Here is a 21,751-nt window from a genome sequence, read left to right on the forward strand (position 1 = left end):
CTCGTCGCAGGAGGTGAACCATGAGCCCGAATCCGAGCAAACCGGTCTTCCGCTTCCGTAGCGTCTTCATCTCGGACATCCACCTGGGATTCCGCGGCTGTAGCGCGGATTACCTGCTGGATTTCCTGCACTCGGTCGAGTGCGACACGCTTTACCTGGTCGGTGACATCATCGACATGTGGAGCCTGAAACGGTCGTTCTTCTGGCCGCAGGAACACAACAACGTCATCCGGACCATCCTGGGCAAAGCCAAGGCCGGCACGCGGGTCATTTATATCCCCGGCAATCACGACGCCGTGTTCCGTGAGTACTGCGGCATGGTGTTCGGCAACGTCGAGATCCATCGTGAGATCGTTCACGAGAACGCCGACGGCCGTAAGTTCCTCGTCCTGCACGGCGACGAATTCGACAGCGTCATCAAGGCGAGCCCGATCCTCGAAGCGCTGGGCAATCGCGCCTACGCCTTCATTTTGAAATTGAATCGTTACGTGAATTTCTTCCGGCGTGCGTTCGGCGCGCCGTACTGGTCGATCGCCGCGTTCCTGAAGCACAAGGTGAAGAACGCGGTGAAATACATCGCCAACTTCGAGCGGGCGCTCGCGGACGAGGCCAAGCGTCGCAATCTGGACGGCATCATCTGCGGTCACATCCATCGCGCCGAGATCACCGAGATCGACGGCATCACCTATTGCAACGACGGCGACTGGGTCGAGAGCTGCACGGTGCTGACCGAGGACGATGAAGGTCGCATGTCGCTGCTGCGTTGGACGGAGCAGAAACAAGTGGTGGCGCACACCGGGATGGTTGCAGCGCTGCCGATCGGACAGGCCGCGTGAAGATAGCGATCGTTACCGATGCCTGGCGGCCGCAAACAAACGGTGTCGTCAAAACGCTGAGCACGACCGCCGAGGGTCTGCGCACGCTCGGCCACGACGTGCGCATCATCGAGCCCAATCAGTTCAAAACCTTTCCGTGTCCGACGTACCCGGAAATTCGCCTGGCATGGCTGCCGTATGGACGAGTGTCGCAGTTGCTCGAGGAGTTCGGGCCGGACGCGATTCATATCGCCACCGAAGGCACGTTGGGGGCCGCCGCTCGCAAATGGTGCTTGCGCCGGCGGTTCCCGTTTACGACGTCGTATCACACGCAATTCCCTGAATACGTGCGCGCACGAGTGCCGATTCCGCTCGCGGTGAGTTACGCGCATTTGCGACGCTTTCATTCGGCCGCGGCCCGAACGATGGTTGCGACGCCGGCGATGCAACGACTGCTCGAGTCGCGTGGATTCAAGAACATCGTGCGATGGACGCGCGGTGTGGATGTTTCTTTGTTCAAGCCGAGGGACAAGAGTTTCCTCGACTTCCCGCGGCCCATTGCGACCTATGTGGGACGAGTCGCGGTCGAGAAAAACATCGAAGCGTTTTTGAAGCTCGACTTACCCGGCACCAAAGTCATCGTCGGCGACGGCCCGGCGCGTGCCGAGCTGGAATCGAAGTATCCGACCGCGAAGTTCGTCGGCTTCAAATACGGCGAAGAGTTGGCGTCGCATGTCGCGGCGTCCGACGTGTTTGTTTTCCCCAGCCGGACCGATACGTTTGGATTGGTATTGTTGGAGGCGATGGCGTGCGGCGTGCCGGTCGCGGCTTATCCCGTCACCGGGCCGATCGATGTCGTGACTCAAGGCGTGACCGGCGAGCTCAACGAAGATCTTCGCGCTGCCGCCTTGGCCGCGCTGAAGCTGGATCCAAATCAGTGCCGCGCGTACGCGTTAGCTAACACTTGGGAAACAGCGACGCGGCAGTTTCTATCGCACCTGGCGCCCAGAGCGGCGACGGCCGCAGTGGCCGAGTCGGCGTTGGACTCGGCCTGATCGCTAGCGAACGCCCTGAGCTTTCATCGTCGCTTCCTGCGCCTCTTGGTTCTTGCCACGCGCACGTAGCGACTCAGCAATCAAGCTCCACGCCGCTGAGTTTGCTTTGGGTGCATTGACAGAGAGTGCCGCCGCCTTGCGGCCCATGTTCTCCGCCTGGACGTAATTTCCTTCCGCCTGCCGCACCTTCCCAAGCTCGATCCATAGCAACGGATTGGCCGGCTCGATTCGCAACGCGCGCTCGATCGAAGACGCCGCGACCGGATAGTTCTTCGACTGCAATTGAATCTGCGCCTGACTCACCAACGCTTTTGAAGCCGCACTCAACACCGGTTCACGTACCACCGGTGCTGGCGGCGGAGGTTGCTCGGTGGGTTGTTCCTGCGGCTGGGCCGGGCGGGTTTCGACCGGCGGTTCGGTCGGTGCAGGAACGGGCGCGGGCGGTGCCGGGGCGCGATAGGGAGGAGGGACTGCGCACGCCGCAACGGCGAGCAGGGCCACGAGCGTGGGAAGGTTTCGTTGCCAGGTAATCACGAGATTGTCAGACCGCCGCCAATTGAAAAAGTCTTCGCCGAACGCTGAACGGCCGGATTCAGCCCGTTCAGCATTTCAAGCCATTATTGCCGAGTGACGCCGCGCCACCATTCCTTGGCCTTCTCCCCGATCTCGCCGAACACGTTGGTGGTACACGAGGGCTGCATCGGCAGCTCGGTCCCCTTCGGCACGGCAATGGCGATGGGTTCCTCGCCGCAGTCCGGCCGGGCCCCCAGGCCCGTTGGGAATTCTATCCAGGTTTCCTCCAGGCCTTCCGGCAACGGCGCGCTCCAGGAAGTTGTTCCAATGTTTGCCATCAGGCGCGACCAGACCGGCAGCGAGCCTGCCGAACCGGTGAGGCCGGTCGACGTGTTGTCGTCATGGCCGATCCATACCACCGCGAGATGGCTGCCCGAGAAGCCGGCAAACCAGCTGTCACGATAATCCGAAGATGTGCCCGACTTACCCGCGACGACCACGTCAGGAGGAATCACCGCGCGTGCGCCGCGACCGCTGCCGTGCTGGATGACTTCGACCATCATTCGATTGACCTGATAGATCGCGTCGGGGCTCGCGACCGGCGTGACTTCCAGTGCAAACGATTTCAGCGGCTCTCCTTCCGCGTCGAGCACCGAGCGCACCGCTCGCAGCGGCGTGCTGAAGCCGCCGTTCGCAAACGCGTTGTAGAGCTGCGCGACTTCCAGCGGAGAAACATCGAGCGAGCCGAGCAACACCGACGGTAACTGCGGCGGCTCTTTCTCCAGACCGAGGGCCACGAACTCGCGCGTAACTTTCGGCAAGCCCACCGACAAGCCGAGATTCACGGTCGCGAGATTCATCGATTGCGCCAACGCGCGCACCAGCGGCACCGGGCCGTAGAACTGTTCTTTGGAGATATTCTTCGGTTCCCACAGCTGGCCGTTCGCCAGCTTCACCGACACCGGACCGTCTTCGATGATGGACGCCGCGTTATAAGAGCCGCTTTCGATCGCCGCGAGATAAATCACCGGTTTGACCAGCGAGCCGATCGAGCGCTTCGCATCCAGCGCGCGATTGAAACCAGCGAAGCTCGCTTGCCGACCGCCGACCATCGCCACGACTTCGCCGTTCTGTGGAGCGGTGACGACGACCACGCCTTCCAACGGCACCTTCGATTTCGTCTTGCGAGTCTTGTCGAGTCGATCCAATTCCTGGGTCAGCGCCTTCTCGGCCTGGGTCTGCACCGTCGGATCGAGCGTCGAGAAAATCCTCAGACCGGCCTCGGTCAGATCTTCTTCGCGATAGTCACGTCGCAACGTGCGTCGAACCAGATCGAGGAACGCAGGGTAATAACCGCCGCCCGCTTGCGTGCCGGAACTCACAATGCCGAGCGGACGCTTCGCCGCCTTCTTCGCCATGTCCGGTGCGATGACGCCGTGCTCGGCCATCAGCTTCAACACCAGATCGCGTCGCTCACGCGCACGTTCCGGATGACGGCGCGGGTCGTAATAAGAAGGACCGCGCACGATTGCGACGAGCAACGCGACTTCGTGCAGTTGCAATTCAGCCAATGGTTTGCCGAAGTAGAACTGACTGGCCAGACCGAAGCCGTGAATCGCGCGCCGGCCGTCCTGGCCCAGATAGATCTCGTTGATGTACGCATTCATCAAGTCCTGCTTGCTGAAGTGCACTTCCAGCAGCATGGCCATCATCGCTTCTTCGAGCTTGCGGCCGAGCGTGCGGCGGTTGTCGAGGAAGTAGCTCTTCACCAGTTGCTGGGTGAGCGTCGAGCCGCCTTGCTCGATCGCGCCCGCGCGCAAGTTCACAAACGCGGCGCGCAGGATGGCGGTGGGATTCACGCCCCAATGCGTGTCGAACTTGCGGTCCTCGACCACTTTCAATGCCGAGGGCAACAACTGCGAGACTTCCTCGGGCGTGACCACGACGCGATCCTCGCCATGAATGGGGAAGATGCTGCCGATCAGCAGCGGGTCGAGACGAAAGATCGGCACTTCCTCATTGCGGCCGTTACGCATGTCCTCGATGGCGTTGCCGTTGGTCTTGAGAGTCAGCAGCTGCGGTTCTTGCAGCGCGTCCGGAAACTGGAAACGACGATTGATCAGATCGATGCGCGTGCCCTGGCGGCTGTAGCTGCCGGGATGCTGAGGCTTGTCAACGCGCTGGTAGCCGAGCCGTTGCAAATCCTGCTCGAGCGTATCGGCGCTGGAGGCCAGGCCGACGTACAGCTCAGTCGGCTGGGCATACACCTGCGCGGGTAAGGTCCAGCGGCGTCCCTCGAACTGACTGGTCACCTTGCGGTCGAGTGTGAACACCCAGAGGGTGAAAGCGATCGCCGCGACGCCGAAGGCGAGCGCGATGCCGGCAAAAATCTGCTTACGATATTTTTTCAGTGCTCTCATCTCGAATCTGTGTCATCCACGGCAGGACTAACGTCATCAGCTTGCGGCAGGATTCGGGCAAACCGGTGGCAAAGTCGTGGTGCCCGCCGGTCTCTCGGTAGGCAGCTCCTGCACGTCCATGTGCCCGCTGCATTCGGGCATCCTGCCCAGCAGGCGACGCATGCTACATTGCCGTCGCTGTTTGCGCCGAAAACTCGCCGACTCTGGCCGCCACGAATCATGCATGAATCATGAAATTCCCCTGGTCCTGAACGTCGCGGTCGCGCTCGGCATCGCGGTGGCCGGCGGCTTCCTCGCCAGCTGGCTGCGGCAGTCGCCGATCTTCGGCTACTTGCTGGCCGGCGTGGCTATTGGACCGTTCACCCCGGGATTCGTCGGCAACCGCGAAAACATTGCGCTGCTGGCCGATGTAGGCGTGATCTTTCTCATGTTCGGCCTGGGCGTGGCGTTCTCGCTCAAGGACCTGGCTCGAGTGCGGGCCATCGCCACCGTCGGCACCTCGGTGCAGGTGATATTGACCATTCTGGGCGGCACGCTGGCCGGCATGGCGATGGGCTGGGGCGTGTTGGCCGGCACCGTGTTCGGTGTCGCGCTCGCGGCCAGCAGCTCCATGGTGATTCTGAAAACACTGCTGGACCGGGGTGAGATCGCTTCCAGTCACGGTCGCCTGCTGCTGTCGATGGCGATCGTGCAGGACCTGATCATTGTCGTGCTGATCGTGGTGCTGCCCCAGTTGGTGTCGTCGCAGGCCGGCGCGTCGCCGACCGATGTGGCCATCGAAGTTGGCATCACCATCTTGAAAGCGACGGTATTCATCGGCGTGTCCCTGGCCGTCGGCTTGCGGGCGGTGCCATGGCTGATGGGACACATCTCGAGGATGCGCTCGTCCGAATTGTTCATCGTCACTGCCGCCGTGTTGGCGCTGGGCGCGGCGAGCGTCAGTCAGCTGCTCGGCCTGTCGCCCGCGCTGGGCGCATTTGTGGCCGGGCTGCTGTTGTCGGAGAGTGAGTTCGATCATCGCGTGATATCCGAGGTCGTGCCGGTGCGCGACCTGTTCGCGACGCTGTTTTTCGTGTCGGTGGGCATGTTGATCGATCTCAATTTCATCGTCGCCAACTGGCCGGCGGTGCTGGCGGTCGCGGCGTTCACCGTGCTGCTCAAATTCGCGGCCACCGCGATCGGCATCCTGCCGTTCCGCTTGACGGCCCGGACCGCGGCCTTCACCGCGCTCGGCATGATCCCGGTCGGCGAGCTCAATTTCGTGCTGGCGCAGATCGGCCTGCAGACTCAGGCACTTTCGCCGCAAATCTACAATCTGATTCTGACCTCGGCGCTGGTCACGATCGTCCTGACGCCCTCGGCATTCGCGGTCGCGCCCAAGCTCGGCGAATTCATGTTGCATCATCGCGGGCTGCGCCGTTGGTTCGACACTGGCACCGGGGCGAGCGGCGAGGGCGCGCAACTGGAAGCTCATGCCATCGTCATCGGCTACGGCCGGGTGGGCCAGAGCGTCGCTCGCGGGTTGCGGGACGCGGGGATCAGCGTTGCCGTCATCGATTCGAGATTGTCACGGGTCCGCGATGGCGTCGCCGATGGATTGCCTGCGATTTATGGAAACGCATTCTCTCCTACCGTGCTCGAAGCTGCTCATGTCGCCAATGCCCGACTGGCCGTCGTCGCCCTGCCCGATTTCGCGCCGGCCCGCGCGGCCATCAACCAGCTGCGACACCTCAATCCTTCGGTCGTTATAGCAGCCCGAGCTGAGCAGTCGGTGAACGAGCCGGCGCTGCGAGCGGCGGGCGCGCACCTGGTGATCGTGCCGGAGTTGGCGGGCGCCACGGCGTTGTTACACGGCGCGTTGGATATGTTGGGTGCGGCTCGCTGAGCGTGATCAGCGGCGCCAGAACGACGGCGTCGCGATCACCAGCAGCGGGAAAATTTCCAGACGCCCGAGCAACATCGCGATCACGCACAGCCATTTCATCGGCTCGGAGATCGAACGGAAGTTCGACGAGACTTCGCCCAGGCCCACGCCGTAGTTGTTGATGCACGAGGCGATCGCGGAGAACGCCGTCACGTGATCGGCGCCCGCGATCATCATCAACACCATCAGCACCGCGAACAGAATCATGTACGCGGCGAAGAAGCCCCACACCGAATCGATGATGCGCCAGTCAACCGGCTTGCTGCCGATACGCACGGGAATCTCGGCACTCGGATGAATCAGCCGCTGCACTTCGCGCTGACCTTGTTTCCAGATCAGCAACCAGCGGATCACTTTCATGCCGCCCGACGTTGAACCCGCCGAGCCGCTGATGAAGGTCGCGAGCAACAGGATCACCGGGACCGCGCCGGGCCACACCGAGTAATCGGTGGTGAAGAAACCCGTGCCGGTCTGCGCCGAAATGGCCGTGAACACCGACTGTCGAATCGCCGTGTCGGTTGTATAGACGCCTTTGACGAGCAGCATGCCCAGCGTCAGCAGAAACAGGCACGTCACGAGAAACAGGAAGGCGCGAAACTCAGGATCGCGGAAGTAATCTTGCAGACGGCGATAGCGGAGCACGAAGAAGTGCAGCGCGAAGTTCACGGCACCGAGGAACATGAACAACGACGCCACGATCTCGACGGCCACGTTGTCGAAATAGCCGAGGCTCAAATCGTGCGTCGAATGGCCGCCGGTCGAGACCGTCGAGAAGGCATGCGCGATCGCGTCGAACGGCGACATGCCCGCCAGCCAGTAACAAGCCGCGCAAAGCACGGTGAGCGTCACATAAATCACCCACAGCGCTTTCGCCGTCTCGGTGATACGCGGTGTGAGTCGCACGTCCTTTGCGGGCCGCGGGCTCTCCGCTTTCAACAATTGCATGCCGCCGACGCCCAGCATGGGCAGCAGCGCGACCGCCAACACGACGATACCGATGCCGCCGAGCCATTGGATCTGCTGACGGAAATACAAAATGGAAATCGGCAGCTCTTCGAGGCCGACCAGCACCGTCGCGCCCGTGGTCGTGAATCCCGAGACGGCTTCGAACACCGCGTCGGTCAGATCGAGGTCGGGCCGATCTGAAATCAGCAGCGGCACCGCGCCCGCCAGACCGAGCACGATCCAGAACATCGAGACGACCAAGAATCCGTCTCGCACTCGCAGCTCGCGATGCGCCTTGCGCGCGGGCCACCAGACGAGCGCACCCACGATCAACATGCCAAAAAACGAATCGAAGAACGGCTGCCAATGACCGTCGCCGAAATACAGCGACACGCCGACGGGCGGAAGCATGGTCACGCTGAAGAGCATCAGCAGCTGACCGATGATGCGTTGGACGGTGAGGAAGTTCATCGGGCGTGCCGGCGCGGCACATCGAACAGGCGCTCGACCGCTTCGACATGGCGGCGGTCGGTGAGGAACAGGATCACGTGGTCGTCGCGCTGAATCATGGTGTCGTGGTGCGCGATCAAGACCTGGTCGCCGCGGGCAATGGCGGCGATCGTCGTTCCCTCGGGCAATGGGATGTTTTCGATGCGTTTGCCGATGACCCGGCCTTCACCTTGCACGCCGTGCACGATGACTTCCAGCGCCTCGGCCGCGCCGCGTCTCAGGGAGTGCACGCGAACCACGTCGCCACGACGCACGTGAGCCAGCAGCGAACCGATCGTCACCTGCTGCGGCGATAAGGCGATATCGATGGAACCGCTCTGCATGAGCTCGGCATAAGCGGGGCGATTGATCAGTGCCATCACCTTGTGACAGCCCAGTCGCTTCGCCAGCATCGCCGACAGAATGTTTGCTTCCTCGGCATTGGTGACCGCGACAAACACGTCGGCGCTGTCGATATTCTCTTCGAGCAGCAACTCTTCGTCGGCAGCATCGCCACTGAGCACGATGGTATTGCTCAGCAGCTCCGACACGCGCCGGGCACGCCGGGGGTCGCGCTCGATCAGTTTGACCTGGTGATTCACTTCCAACGTTTGCGCGAGATGGAAACCGATGTTGCCACCGCCGGCGATGACCACGCGGCGTACCGGATCTTCGGCTCGCTGCATCTCGTTCATCACGAGGCGAATGTCTTCGCGAGCGGCGATGAAGAATACTTCGTCGCCATGCTGGATGACCGTGTCGCCCTCGGGCTTAATGCTATGGCCTTCACGATAGATCGCCGCGACCCGTGCATCGCGCCCCTCGATGTGCGTGGGCAACTGTTTCAGCTGCTGACCGACCAGCGCACCGCCTTGCAAGGCTTTGACACCGACCAGTCGAATGCGGCCGTCGGCGAAGTCCAGCACCTGCAAAGCGCCGGGATACTTGATCAAGTGCACGACGTGCTCGGTCACCAGCTGCTCGGGGCTGATCGGCACGTCGACGGCGAAGGCGCGGTCCTCGTTCGAGAACAGCTTGGTGTGCTTGGTGAAATCGGCGGAGCGGATGCGGGCGATGCGCGTCGAGTCCTTGTTGAACAGGCTCCACGCGATCTGACAGGCGACCATGTTCACTTCGTCGCTGTTGGTCAGCGCGATGAAGATGTCGGCGTCGCGGGCGCCGGCGGCTTCGAGCACGCTCGGTTGCGTGCCGCTGCCGACCAGCGTGCGAATGTCGAGACGGTCCTGCAGATCGCGCAGCAGCTCGTCATTCACATCGACGACCGTGACTTCGTTCGCCGCTTCGCGCGCCAGATGGTAGGCGGCAGTGCGACCCACTTGTCCGGCGCCGAGGATGATTATTTTCATACCGGTTCCAGGTTCGCAAACGCCAGCATCAGCCACTTCCGGCCCTGGCGCTCGAAATTCACATGCACGCGCGCATGAGTTCCGTCGCCTTCCAGCTCGAGCACCGTGCCTTCGCCATATTTCCCATGGCGCACGCGCTGACCGAGCCGCACCCCACCAAAGGTGGCAGCCTCTTCGTGCACTCGACCGCCCATGCCACTGCGACGGGGCGTGTAGATCGGTCGCGAGATCTGAATACGCGGCCGGATCTCCTCGACCAGCTCAGCCGGGATTTCTTTGATGAAACGCGACGGCGTGCCGTAGCTGTCGACGCCATGCAAGCGGCGTTGCTCGGCATAAGTGAGATACAGCTGTTTCATGGCGCGTGTCGTGCCCACGTAACACAGCCGGCGTTCTTCCTCGAGCCCGTCGATATCGCTGATCGAGCGCTGGTGGGGGAACAACCCATCTTCCATGCCGCACAGGAATACGATGGGGAACTCGAGGCCCTTGGCCGAGTGAAGCGTCATCATCTGCACGGCGTCTTCGCCAGCACCGGCTTGTTCTTCGCCGGATTCCAGCACTGCATGCGCGAGGAAGTTTGCGAGCGGCGAGACTTCGATCTCGCCTTCGGGCTCGTAACCGCGCGCCGCCGACACCAATTCGTTCAAGTTGTCGACGCGGGCTTCGCCGCGATCGCCTTTTTCCTGCTGGTAGTGCGCGATCAGACCGCTCGTATGAATCACGTGATCGACCTGCTCGTGCAGCGGCAACGTGCGCGTCTGCTCGGCCATTTGCTCGATCAGCAGCATGAAGGCATGTATGGCCTGTCCACCGCGCGCCCCCATCTCTTTGATGCTTGCGCCGGCGGCTTCCCACATCGACGTGGCATTCGCGCGTGCGTAGTTGCGGATCATGTCGAGCGTCTTGTTGCCGATGCCGCGCGTCGGCAAATTCACGATGCGTTCGAACGATGCGTCGTCGGTCCGGTTATGCATCAACCGCAGATAGCCGAGCGCATCTTTGATTTCGGCACGCTCGAAGAATCGCAAGCCGCCGTACACGCGATAAGGAATGCGATGAGTCAGTAACGCTTCTTCAAGCGTGCGCGATTGCGCGTTCGAGCGGTACAGAATCGCGCATTCGCTGCGCAGGCCGCCTTTCATCGCATATTCGCGAATGCGGTTGACGATGAAGTCCGCCTCGTCGCGCTCGTTGAACGCCGCATACAGCCGGATCGGATCGCCTTGCTCGCCGCTGGTCCACAGATTCTTGCCGAGACGGCCGCCGTTGTTGGAGATCAGCGCATTGGCGGCCGCGAGGATGTTGCCGGTGGAGCGGTAGTTTTGCTCCAGCCGAAACATCTGCACGTTGGGATAGTCGCGACGGTACTGATGCAGATTTTCCACGCGAGCGCCGCGCCAGCGATAGATCGACTGATCGTCGTCGCCGACCGCGAACGGCAAGCCATTGGGACCGGCCAGCAGCTTCAACCACGAATATTGAATCGTGTTGGTGTCTTGAAACTCGTCGATCAGCACATGCCGGAAGCGCTGGCGGTAATGATCCAGCAGCGCCGCGTTGTCGCGGAACAGTTCGTAAGCGCGTAACAGCAGCTCGGCGAAATCCACGATGCCGGCGCGGTCGCACTGTTCCTGATACAACTCATACAACTTGATGAACATGCGCCGGGTCGGATCGCCCTCATCCTTGAGTTGCTTGGCGCGCAGTCCTTCGTCCTTGCGGGCGTTGATGAACCACATGACCTCTTTCGGGACCCAGCGCTCCTCGTCGAGGTTCTGCGCCCTCAGCACGCGGCGAATGGCGCGCAGCTGATCGTCCGAGTCCATGATCTGGAAGCTCTGCGGCAGATTGGTGTCGCGCCAATGGATGCGCAGCAGGCGATGCGCGATGCCGTGAAAGGTGCCGATCCACAGGGGCGCGCTCGGCACGCCGAGCATGGTTTCGATGCGCGCACGCATCTCGCCGGCGGCCTTGTTGGTAAAGGTCACCGCCAGAATGCTGTGCGGGGAGGAGCCTTCGACCTGCACCAGCCAGGCGACGCGGTGGGTGAGCACCCGCGTTTTGCCGCTGCCGGCACCCGCCAGGACCAGAGTCGGCGCCAGCGGAGCCGCGACGGCGGAGCGCTGAGCGTCGTTAAGTCCTTCAAGTAAATCAGAAACGTCCAGAGCAAAACCTCATGACTGGCCGCCGCCCCAGAGTGGGGCAAGAGCCGTGAAACCGAGGCCGCGCATTCTAGCAGGCCGGCCGTTTCTATATGCTGTGCCACCAGGGTGGTTCGCCGGGAGGCGTGCATGCGTGTTTGGCGCGGGATGTTACTTTCCCATTGCGCGGTTTTGCTGACCTTGGCGGGATGCTCCCAGGCGCCGGAGCCCGTGGCTCCAGCTGCGGCGCCCGCGGCGGACACGGATACGTCCAGTTTTCCGTCTGACCCCTCCGCGACCTCCGAGGCACCCGCGGAATCGGGCCTCGCCATCAAGCGCGGCATCGTCACGCTGTCCGCCGACCGAAGCAGCTTCCGTCCGTGCGGCGAGCAGAGCGACTTGCTGTTGGTCGATCAGACCGACGGCGTGCTCAAGCGCGAGTTCGCCGGCGAGAAAAATGCAGAGGGCGCCGATGCGGCGTTGAAGCTGTACATCGAGGCGTACGGCGAACGTTCTATCGATCAACCCGCGCCTGCGGGCTTCGCGGGCAGCTTCATGTTGGAAGAAGCCCTGTACGCAGCACCCGACGGACAGACGCGCGGATGCGATGCGCCGGCGCAGGATTACATCGTCGCCGCCCGTGGCAACGAGCCGTTCTGGAGCGCCGAGGTCACCGAAGCGGCGTTGGTCTGGCGTCAGACCGACGAGCCCAAAGAGATCTCCATCGCCGCGCCGCAGACGCAGGATGCGGAAGGTGCCGTCAGTTACACGGCCGCCAACAACGATCATAAGATCGAATTGTTGATCGAAGCTCAGGCGTGTCGCGATGACATGTCGGGCGAGTACTTTGCGTACGCCGCCAAGGCGCTGCTGGACGGCAAGCAACATACCGGTTGCGCCCGCGTCGGCAGCCGGACCTTCTGATCTACCGTTCCCGCAAGGAAAGATCGTTGGTCGCGCCCGCGAAGCGTCGCGGGCGATGCCGTCGATATAACGAACGAAACACCAGGCCGATGGTCAGCGCGAGCAGCGGATCGGTGATGGACGCATGTTCGGCCGGCAGCCAGATTTGCAGCACCTCGACGACAGTGGCGATGGTGAGCATCACGCCGAATGCAAAGTCGGTGGATGCGCCCCACTCACGCACCACCCACAGCAAGGCGCCATAAAGAAACAATTTGCCGAACACCGGCACCCAGTCCACCGTGGTCAGGTCCCAGCCGGAGTCGACCAGCGCCAGGAACGGCCAGAAATCGAACTGCGCGGCGTGCGGCGAGAAGTTGAAGGGCGCCAGCTCTTCGATGATCAGTAATGCGACGACGGCCAGAACCAGCGACGCGCGCCTCGGCCGCGGCCGCAGGCGATGCATGAGCACGACCATCGGCAGCAACAACAACAGCGCCAGCAATTCGGCGGGCACGAACGCCTGATTCGCGACGATCAGTCGGCCGATCAGCACCGCGGCCATCAGCAACAACAATGTTTCCAAGCGCCGCGGACGGCTCACCATCGCCGCGACCGCCTGATTCACGACCAGCCAGCAGGTGAGAAAGATCAGTACGGTGACGAAGTCGAACGTGGGATTGAACAGCGGCCGGAGCGCCGCTTTCAATTTACCCAGATCGAACTGAGGCACGAACGGCGCGAAGCGCCACGCGAGCCACAAGCCGATCAACAGCATCGCGCCCGGATCGCGCGTTTGTTTCTCGACCCGCGAGGGTATGTGCATCAGATGACTGAGCGCAGTCCAGCCCATGCCGCCAATGGCGCCGAGCAACGTTCCGCCGGAATTCAACGCGAGATCGGTGAGGCTCGGCACGCGCTTCGAGACGTACACCTGCGCGACCTCGATCGCCAGCGACAACAGCGTGCCCAGTGCCCACGCGATCGTCACGGACGGGCCCCGCCGCAACCGTTCGCTCAGCCACAAATACAGACAGAAGCCGAGTGGCAGATACAGCAGCACATTGGAGATGCGATCGCCGCGTCCGGCGCGGGCCCATGACAACTGACCGAGCGCGCCGAGCAGGTCGCTCTGCACCTCGGGCTTGAGATTGAAGGGATACAGCGAGCCGTACAGGATCAGCGCGATGACCGCTGCCGTCAGCCAGGGAATCGAGCTTCGTGGTGTGCGCGCCGGAGCCACGATGCGAGGGTAGGACTAAGTCAGCCGGATAGTCACATAGTGATCGATCAGCAACGCAGCGAATAGCAGTGCCAGGTAGGTGATCGAATAACCGAAAGTCTGCATGGGCAGACGGGCGTCCTGACGCACCTTCAACTGCAAGGCGCGGAACAGGAACAATGCGCCGAGGATCAGCGCCGCCGCGAGATAGATCAGGCCGCTCATGCCGGTGAGGTAGGGCAGCAGCGTCACGATCACGAGCAGGATCGTGTACAGCAGAATATGCAGCCGCGTGAAGTCGCTGCTGTAGGCAACGGGCAGCATCGGAATGCCGGCCTTCGCATATTCATCGCGCCGTGCGATCGCCAGCGCCCAGAAGTGCGGCGGCGTCCAGGTAAAGATGATCAGGAACAACAGCAGCGCGTGCGGATCGACGGAGCCCGTGACAGCGGTCCAACCGAGCACCGGCGGAGCTGCACCGGCGGCGCCACCGATGACGATGTTCTGCGGAGTCGCGTGCTTGAGCCAGACCGTGTAGATCACCGCGTAGCCGATCAGCGAGCAGAACGTGAGCACGGCTGTCAGCGCATTCACACAGCCCCACAACAGGACCATCGACAGGACCGCGAGCACCAGCGCGTAGCTCAAGGCCTGACGTTCAGTGACATGGCCCGTGGGCAGCGGCCGATTACGGGTGCGTGCCATTTGTTCGTCGAAACGACGATCCAGCACATGATTGATCGCGGCCGCCGCGGACGCCGCCAGGGCAATGCCCAGCGTACCGAAAATCAGCGCACTGGCCGGCGGCCAGCTCGGTGCCGCCAGGAACATGCCGGCAATGGCCGTGAACATGATCAGCATCACCACGCGGGGCTTGCCCAGCTCGTAGTAATCGCGCCAGGAGGCGGCAGGCTGAAATGACGAGGTTTGCACGGCGGACATAGGCGAGACGGCGGTGACCAGCGGCCGATTCTACAGGCAACCGATCGGCTGTGCGTCGAGTGTGCTGGGCAGGATGCCGCTACCGTAACAATCTGTTCATGCGAACTGTCGCAAGCAGCAACAGCGCGGCCACACCGTTATGTGCAGTGGCCAGCGGCAGCGGCAACGCCCGCATGACCATGACCGGGCCGAGGATGAGCTGCGCGATCAGCACCAATCCAAGCAATAGGCCGCCAGTACGCACCGCCGGCGTGGTGCCCCGTCGCCAGGCGAGGAAGCTCAACCCACCCAGAATGATCGCCGCGGCAATCGCGCCCAGCCGATGCACGAAGTGGATAGCCACGCGCGCCGGGTGATCCAGCACACCGCCTTCGTAGTCGATGCCCAGCCCTCGCCACAGCACGAACGCGTCCTTCACGTCCATGTGGGGCCAGTAGCTGTTCTGGCAGGTCGGAAAATCCGGGCAGGCGAGGGCGGCGTAATTACTGCTCGTCCAGCCGCCGAGCATGATCTGCAGCGCCAGCACCGCCAGGCCGATGCCGGCCAGCTTGCGCAATCCGGCGCTGGCGGGGCTCCACCGCTCGGGCGCCGTGCTCGGCGACATCGCCAGCCACGCCAGCAGCGACAGCGTCGACAAGCCACCGATCAGATGGAGCACGACGATCAGCGGCTTGAGCAGCAGGGTCACCGTCCACATGCCGAGCAGCCCTTGGAAAATCACCAAAGCCACCAGCGCGAGCGGCAGTGCCACGGGTTGCTGAGGGTCCTTGCGATTGGCAATCGCGAGGCCGGCCAGCACCAGAATCAGAAAGCCCAGGCCCGAGGCGAAGTATCGGTGCACCATCTCCTTGATGGCCTTGTGATACTCGAGCGGCCGGTGCGGGAACGCCTCGTTGACGGTGTCGATGTTCTCGGCCGCGCTGCCGGCACTCCAGTGGCCGTAACAGCCCGGCCAGTCCGGGCAGCCGAGGCCCGCGGCACTCAGACGCACCCAGGCGCCGAGTACCACCACAACCAGCGCGAGCAGCACGCCGGCCAGCGCCAGGCGGCGAAACAGAAGCAAACGAGGAGTCATGAATCTGCTGAGATCCAGGCGTATTTGAGCGGGGCGCAATCATAAGCGAAACCATCGCTGGCGAGTGCCACCCCGGGTACAGGGATGTACCCCGCGCCGGAGGCGGCGAGCGAGCAGGCAAAAGTCGCGCCTTTTGCCTGCTCGCACGAGGGTCGTGGCAGGATGCCCGATCCCGAGTTAGTCGAGCATTACTTGACGAACGAGGCAAGCCTCGTGAGGAAAGTGTAGTCGCCTTCGATGGCCATCAACCCGATCAGGATCAGTAGCGCCAGGGGCGGGACCAGGATGGCCAGCTTCAATGCCAGTCGCTCCCAGGCCATGTGCATGAAGATCGCGACGATGAAGCTCGCCTTGATCAGCATGAACACGATGATCAATGTCCAGCGCAGCGCGCCCTGCAGCCGGAAGTAATCGACCATGTAGGAAAACGCGCTGAACACGAACAGCAGCGCCCAGATCCACAAATACAACTTGATGGGGTGCTGCTGACCTTCCGCATGGGTGCCCTGCGCAGCTGCGTGCGCAGGCGAATGATCCGCGGGTAGGTCCGCCGCCTGAATATCGTGCTGTCTTACCGCCATGCCGCTCTCCATCACCACAAGTAGAAGAACGCGAAAATGAATACCCACACCAGATCGACGAAGTGCCAGTACAGGCCGGCGATCTCGACGGTCTCGTAAGTGCCCTTGCGATCGTAGAAGCCGCTCAACACGCGGGACGCGACCACGCTGAGATAAATCACGCCGCCGGTCACGTGCATGCCGTGAAAGCCGGTGATCATGAAGAACGACGAGCCGAACTGCGCCGCGCCCATCGGGTTGGCCCAGGGCCGCACGCCTTCGTCGACGATCAGCTTGGTCCATTCGAAGGCCTGCATGCCGACGAAACACAGTCCCAGTGCCGCCGTTGCAAACATCAGTTGCGCCGTGCGTTTGCGATCGCGCCGATAGCCGAAGTTCACCGCCATCGCCATCGTGCCGCTGCTGGTGATCAGCACCATGGTCATGATGGCGATCAGCAGCAACGGAATGTCTTGACCGCCGACGTGGAGCGCGAACACTTCGCTGGGGTTCGGCCAGGTCGCGGTGGTCGACATGCGCACGTTCATGTACGACGTGAGGAAGCACGTGAAAATGAACGTGTCCGAGAGCAGGAAGATCCACATCATCGCCTTGCCCCAAGGCACCGGGAAGGCCTGCTTGTCCGCGGACCAGTCGGCGGTCACGCCTTTGAAGCCGGGTTCCAATGTGGCGGGCTCGTGGCTCATGCTTTTCTCTCGCTCACGTTGATAACAACACCGCGAACAATCCCAGCCAGACCAGCAACAGGTAGTGCCAGTAGACCGAGGTGAGCTCGACGCTCAAACGCACGTCGATCAGCTCCACGTCTTTACGCAACGAGCGCGTCAGGGTGCGCGCCCAGACAAACAATCCGCCCAGCAGGTGCAGGCCGTGCACGGCGGTGAGGACATAGAAAAATGCGACCGCTGGGTTCAGCGGCGAGAACAATGGCGAATAACGAATCTCTCGCCAGGCGAGGAATTGCCCGATGAGGAAGGCGAACGTCAGCAAGCCCGCTGCAAACAACCGCACTCGAGTTTGCTGGACCTGACTGCTAGCCACCGCTGAACGCGCCGATTGCATGGCGACGCTGCCGAAGATCAGCAGCACAGTGTTGAACCAGAGAATGGAGGGATCGCGAATCGACTGCCAATCGGCGGCAGCCAGCGTGCCGTGGCCTGCATGCTCGCCCATCCGCATGTAGTAGGCGGAGAGGAACAAACAGAACAGCGATGTAACGACCGCGAGGAAGATCCACAAGCCGATGCGCTTCGCCGAAACGTTGAAGCCCGTTCCACCAGCCGCCGTGGCGGCCGTCGCCTCCCACGGCTTCGCGCGCAACTTCATCACGAGCACCGCCCAAACAGCGATGCCCGTAGCGAGCGCGGCGTACGCGACGGTCAGACTCATGGCCGCAGCCTCCCAGAGTGCTGCCGCACTTGCGGGCTATCGCTTCGCGATGCCCGCGCTACACATGCGCCGCGGCTCGAGCGGGCGCCGGTCACGCCGGTAAGGCGGACGCGGCTCGCGTCGAGACTGGCGTGGATGCGGTTCACGTCGGCACCCCATGCTCACGACCGACCGGCGTCTTCTCCGAATGCGGCACGTTCTGCGGAATGAAGTCTTCCGGCGCCCCGGGCACGCTGTAGTCGTAGGCCCAGCGGTGCACTTCAGGCAGATCCTTGCCCCAGTTGCCGTGCTTCGGTGGCGTATCCGGTGTTTGCCATTCCAGCGTCGTTGCCTTCCACGGATTCGGATCGGCGACCGGGCCTTTGAAGTACGAGTGGATCAGGTTGTAGAGGAACACGAGCTGGGTGGCCGCGACGAGCATGGCCGAGATCGAGATCCATTCGTTGGCCTCATGCACCGACGGGGGGATGAACTGAATGGCATCGGTATAGCCGTAGTAACGACGCGGCACGCCGAGGATGCCCATGTAGTGCATCGGCAAGAAGATCGCGTACGCGCCGAGGAACGTCATCCAGAAGTGAAACTTGCCAAGCCGCTCATCGAACATGCGCCCGGTGATTTTCGGGTACCAGTGATAGATGGACCCGAACACCACCAGAATCGGCGACACACCCATCACCATATGGAAGTGCGCGACCACGAAGTACGTGCCCGACAGCGGCACGTCGACAGTCACATTGCCAAGAAACAATCCGGTCAGACCGCCATTGATGAACGTAAAGATGAACCCGATGGCGAACAGCATCGGCACGGTGAGATGCACGTCGCCGCGCCAGATGGTCAGCACCCAGTTGTAGACCTTGATGGCCGTCGGCACCGCGATGATCAGCGTCGTGGTCGCGAAGAAGAAGCCGAAGTACGGGTTCATGCCGCTCACATACATGTGGTGCGCCCACACGACGAAGCTCAGACAGCCGATGGCGAGAATCGCCCACACCATCATGCGATAGCCGAAGATGTTACGACGGGCATGCGTGCTGAGCAGATCGGACACGATGCCGAACGCCGGCAGCGCGACGATATAAACCTCGGGATGACCGAAGAACCAGAACAGATGCTGGAACAGCAGCGGGCTGCCGCCGGTGTGCACAGTGTTCTGGCCCATCGACGACACGGCGGGCATGAAGAAGCTGGTGCCGATCAGCGAGTCCAGCGCCATCATGATCGCGGAAACAAACAGCGCCGGGAACGCCAGCAAGCCGAGGATCGAGGCCATGAAGATGCCCCACACCGACAGCGGCATGCGCATGAACGTCATGCCTCGGCAGCGGGCTTGCAGCACCGTCGTCACATAGTTGAGGCCGCCCATGGTGAACGCGACGATGAAGATCGCGAGCGACGCGAGCATACAAATGATGCCCCAGCTGGCGCCCGGTGTACCTGGTAGCACCGCTTGCGGTGGATACAGCGTCCATCCTGCGCCGGTCGGACCGCCGGGCACGAAGAAGCCGGCGCATAACACGATCACCGCGAGCAGGTAGAACCAGAAGCTGAGCATGTTTAGATACGGGAACACCATGTCCCGCGCGCCCAGCATCAGCGGAATGAGATAGTTGCCGAAGCCGCCGAGGAACAGCGCCGTCAGCAGATAAATCACCATGATCATGCCGTGCATGGTGATGTACTGGTAATAGTCCTGCGGCGCGATGATATGAAACGTATCCGGAAAGCCCAGCTGCAGCCGCATCAGGATGGACATCGTCAGCGCCACCAGGCCGATGGAGATCGCCACCAGGGCGTACTGCACGGCGATGACTTTGTGGTCCTGGCTCCAGATGTACTTACGAATAAAACTCTGCGGATCGTGCAGGGCGTGCTCGTGATCGCGATCGGCGATTGCTACAAAGGCCATCGACACACACTCCTTCTACATGTTCTAGAGAGCCTTCTATAAGGTCCGTATGTAATCGAGAACGTCGGCGACGGCCTGATCGTCGGCGAGCACCTTGGCCATCGAGCGCATCTGTGCGCCGTGGAAGTCTTGTGGATGACCGCCGCGAATGCCGGCGCGGAAGTGCTCGAGCTGGCGCGCCATGTACCAGTCGCTCATGTTCGACAGGCGCGGCGCGTTGGTCGACCAGACGCCCTTTGCATTGGCGCCGTGGCAGGCCGTGCAGGTTTCATAAAGTTTCTTGCCGCGAACCGGATCGCCGACCACGCTGGCCGCCGGCCGGACTTCGGGCAGGGTCTTGATATAAGCAACGACGTTTCGAATGGCGGTGTCGTCGGCGAGCATGGACGCGAACGGAATCATCTGTTTCGCGAACGTGTCCTGGTCGTTCGAGCCGCGCACGCCGCCTTTGAAACTCTGGATCTGGCGCATCAGATACCAGTCGGACTGTCCGCTGAGCTTCGGTGCATTCAGCTCGCGATTGCCTTCGGCCTGCGCGCCGTGACAGGCGCTACATGCGGTGAACAACGCCTGGCCGGCAGCAGGATCGCCCTTAGTCGCGGCGAGCGTTTTCTCGAAAGTCGGCTGTGCGCTGAGCCACTTATCGAAGTCCTCTTGCGTATCGACCACGACGCGGCCGCGCATGGCGAAATGAGCGATGCCACACAGCTGCTCGCAAAGCACGTCGAACTCACCGGTGCGCGTGGGCGTGAGCCAGAAATGCGTGACCATGCCCGGCACCATGTCCATCTTCACGCGAAACTGCGGCACGGCGAATTGATGATTCACATCCTTCGCGCGCAATAACATCTTCACCGGCTTGTCGATGGGCAGATGCAGCTGTGGATTCTGAATCAGCACATCGTCCTGACCGACCGGATCGTTCGGGTCCATGCCGAACGGATTGTCGACGCTGATCAGATTGGCGGCGGACGCGCCGAGCTGACCGTCTTTACCGGGGAATCGATAAGCCCACGCCCATTGCTGGGCGAGCACTTCGACCGCCGAGGCATCGTCGGGCACGGTGACGAACTTGGCCCACACCGACAGGCCCGGTGCGAGCATCGCCGCGATGCCGACGGAGGTGATGCCCGTCAGCCACCATTCGAGCTTCTTGTTCTCCGGCTCGTAGTGAGCTTTATTGCCCTTGCGGTGCCGGTAACGAATGAGGCAGTAGGCCAGGAACAGATTCACTGCGACGAACACGATGCCCGTCACCCAAAACGTCACATCCACGGTCGAGTCGACCATGGTCCAGTTGGATGCGATGGGCGTGAACCACCACGGACTCAAGAAATGAAACAACACGGTGGCCACTACGAGCACGATTAGCGCGATCGCTATCACCATGGGCGAGTCCCCTCTTCGATTCCCTGAAGCGCACTTATTGTTGTTGTGACTTCAGGTTCTGGTTGCGGCTCTTTGTGCTACCCGGTCGACTCCGGTGAATGGGTTGACGCAATGGGAATCGATGGCGACCATGTCGGCGTCCGAATGACGCTCGTCCATCATCTTGCGCACCGTTGCTTCCTGGTTCTTACCGACATACACCAGGATGAGATATTTGCCCGCCGCGATATCGTCGTGGAACCGGGCCAGCTTTTTGTTCTCGGTGGCGATGCCGGTGAGGCCGCCTTCCCACGCACCGAACAAGGTCGCCGCTCCAACCAGCAGCGCGTACACCAGCGTGGGTATTTCGAAGTCGGCACCCAGGGGTTTGAAGTACATCAGCAGCGAGATGCCGATCAAGCCGGCCACGCATCCGATCGCGGCGCCGATGAAACCGTCGCGGACAATGTCCAGGGTTTCTAAATAGTTCGAGGAATGGATGTGCTGTTTCTTGAGGCCGCACTCGTCCTTGGAGATCACGTGCAGATAGAAATCTTCGACGCCCACTTCATGCAGATCATCGGACACGTCCTGAGTGCTCTTCAGCGTCGACGTCAGATAGTAGATGCATTTCATGGCAAATCCCCCGGGGGCTGCAGAACTAATCAACCGTTACGCAATACCTCT

Annotated in this window: 18 protein-coding genes; 4 read left to right on the forward strand and 14 right to left on the reverse strand. The window is 62.0% G+C overall.

The window, feature by feature from the left end; all coding sequences use genetic code 11:
• The first annotated feature begins 20 nt into the window (after window positions 1–20).
• Complete coding sequence (locus ACFPN2_RS14185; protein WP_380597568.1) at window positions 21–836, forward strand: UDP-2,3-diacylglucosamine diphosphatase; 816 nt, start codon at window positions 21–23, stop codon at window positions 834–836.
• A complete protein-coding gene (locus ACFPN2_RS14190) occupies window positions 833–1,870 on the forward strand; it encodes a glycosyltransferase family 4 protein (protein WP_380597570.1) in 1,038 nt (345 codons plus the stop codon). Before ACFPN2_RS14185 ends, ACFPN2_RS14190 begins: the two co-directional genes overlap by 4 nt.
• Before the next feature lie 3 nt (window positions 1,871–1,873).
• Here the strand turns inward: ACFPN2_RS14190 and ACFPN2_RS14195 are convergent, their stop codons facing one another.
• A complete protein-coding gene (locus ACFPN2_RS14195; RefSeq protein ID WP_380597572.1) occupies window positions 1,874–2,371 on the reverse strand; it encodes a hypothetical protein in 498 nt (165 codons plus the stop codon).
• 116 nt (window positions 2,372–2,487) lie between these two features.
• Window positions 2,488–4,803, reverse strand: coding sequence for a penicillin-binding protein 1B (mrcB, locus tag ACFPN2_RS14200; protein WP_380597574.1), 2,316 nt, complete (start codon window positions 4,801–4,803; stop codon window positions 2,488–2,490).
• 223 nt (window positions 4,804–5,026) lie between these two features.
• Between mrcB and ACFPN2_RS14205 the strand changes: the two genes are divergently transcribed.
• Entirely contained in the window at window positions 5,027–6,688 is a 1,662-nt protein-coding gene (locus tag ACFPN2_RS14205; RefSeq protein ID WP_380597575.1) for a cation:proton antiporter, read from the forward strand.
• A gap of 6 nt (window positions 6,689–6,694) precedes the next feature.
• On the opposite strand, the gene ACFPN2_RS14210 is transcribed toward ACFPN2_RS14205, so the two are convergent.
• From ACFPN2_RS14210 to uvrD, 3 genes are read right to left on the reverse strand one after another with little or no spacing between them, the layout of a single operon-like run.
• On the reverse strand, window positions 6,695–8,143 hold the full coding sequence (locus tag ACFPN2_RS14210) for a TrkH family potassium uptake protein (protein ID WP_380597577.1): 1,449 nt from the start codon (window positions 8,141–8,143) through the stop codon (window positions 6,695–6,697).
• On the reverse strand, window positions 8,140–9,528 hold the full coding sequence (gene trkA, locus ACFPN2_RS14215) for a Trk system potassium transporter TrkA (protein ID WP_380597579.1): 1,389 nt from the start codon (window positions 9,526–9,528) through the stop codon (window positions 8,140–8,142). Before trkA ends, ACFPN2_RS14210 begins: the two co-directional genes overlap by 4 nt.
• Complete coding sequence (gene uvrD / locus ACFPN2_RS14220) at window positions 9,525–11,696, reverse strand: DNA helicase II (protein WP_380600126.1); 2,172 nt, start codon at window positions 11,694–11,696, stop codon at window positions 9,525–9,527. The genes trkA and uvrD overlap by 4 nt, the downstream gene beginning before the upstream one ends.
• 207 nt (window positions 11,697–11,903) lie before the next feature.
• Here uvrD and ACFPN2_RS14225 point away from each other — a divergent pair, with 207 nt between their 5' ends.
• Window positions 11,904–12,596, forward strand: coding sequence for a COG3650 family protein (locus ACFPN2_RS14225; protein ID WP_380597581.1), 693 nt, complete (start codon window positions 11,904–11,906; stop codon window positions 12,594–12,596).
• A gap of 1 nt (window position 12,597) precedes the next feature.
• On the opposite strand, the gene ACFPN2_RS14230 is transcribed toward ACFPN2_RS14225, so the two are convergent.
• From ACFPN2_RS14230 to ACFPN2_RS14270, 9 genes are all read right to left on the reverse strand, one after another.
• The gene (locus ACFPN2_RS14230) at window positions 12,598–13,818 is read right to left on the reverse strand and encodes a VanZ family protein (protein WP_380597583.1); all 1,221 of its coding nucleotides are present in this window, start codon (window positions 13,816–13,818) and stop codon (window positions 12,598–12,600) included.
• 15 nt (window positions 13,819–13,833) lie between these two features.
• Window positions 13,834–14,739: a heme o synthase gene (cyoE, locus tag ACFPN2_RS14235; protein WP_380597585.1), complete on the reverse strand. Its 906-nt coding sequence runs from the start codon at window positions 14,737–14,739 to the stop codon at window positions 13,834–13,836.
• Window positions 14,740–14,818: 79 nt separating this feature from the next.
• Window positions 14,819–15,814, reverse strand: coding sequence for a COX15/CtaA family protein (locus ACFPN2_RS14240; RefSeq protein WP_380597586.1), 996 nt, complete (start codon window positions 15,812–15,814; stop codon window positions 14,819–14,821).
• A gap of 188 nt (window positions 15,815–16,002) precedes the next feature.
• Window positions 16,003–16,395, reverse strand: a complete 393-nt coding sequence (locus ACFPN2_RS14245) for a cytochrome C oxidase subunit IV family protein (RefSeq protein WP_380597588.1) — start codon at window positions 16,393–16,395, stop codon at window positions 16,003–16,005.
• Between the two features lie 11 nt (window positions 16,396–16,406).
• Entirely contained in the window at window positions 16,407–17,081 is a 675-nt protein-coding gene (locus ACFPN2_RS14250) for a heme-copper oxidase subunit III family protein (RefSeq protein WP_380597589.1), read from the reverse strand.
• Window positions 17,082–17,094: 13 nt separating this feature from the next.
• Window positions 17,095–17,784, reverse strand: a complete 690-nt coding sequence (locus tag ACFPN2_RS14255) for a cytochrome c oxidase subunit 3 (protein ID WP_380597591.1) — start codon at window positions 17,782–17,784, stop codon at window positions 17,095–17,097.
• Between the two features lie 142 nt (window positions 17,785–17,926).
• Window positions 17,927–19,696: a cbb3-type cytochrome c oxidase subunit I gene (locus tag ACFPN2_RS14260; RefSeq protein WP_380597593.1), complete on the reverse strand. Its 1,770-nt coding sequence runs from the start codon at window positions 19,694–19,696 to the stop codon at window positions 17,927–17,929.
• A 36-nt stretch (window positions 19,697–19,732) separates the two neighbouring features.
• Complete coding sequence (locus ACFPN2_RS14265) at window positions 19,733–21,085, reverse strand: c-type cytochrome (protein ID WP_380597595.1); 1,353 nt, start codon at window positions 21,083–21,085, stop codon at window positions 19,733–19,735.
• 51 nt (window positions 21,086–21,136) lie between these two features.
• Window positions 21,137–21,700 (reverse strand): hypothetical protein, encoded by a 564-nt coding sequence (locus ACFPN2_RS14270; RefSeq protein ID WP_380597597.1) that lies wholly within the window; start codon window positions 21,698–21,700, stop codon window positions 21,137–21,139.
• Between the last annotated feature and the right edge of the window lie 51 nt (window positions 21,701–21,751).

Origin of the sequence: Steroidobacter flavus (genome assembly GCF_042651805.1) — a bacterium.
GTDB classification, from domain to species: domain Bacteria; phylum Pseudomonadota; class Gammaproteobacteria; order Steroidobacterales; family Steroidobacteraceae; genus Steroidobacter; species Steroidobacter flavus.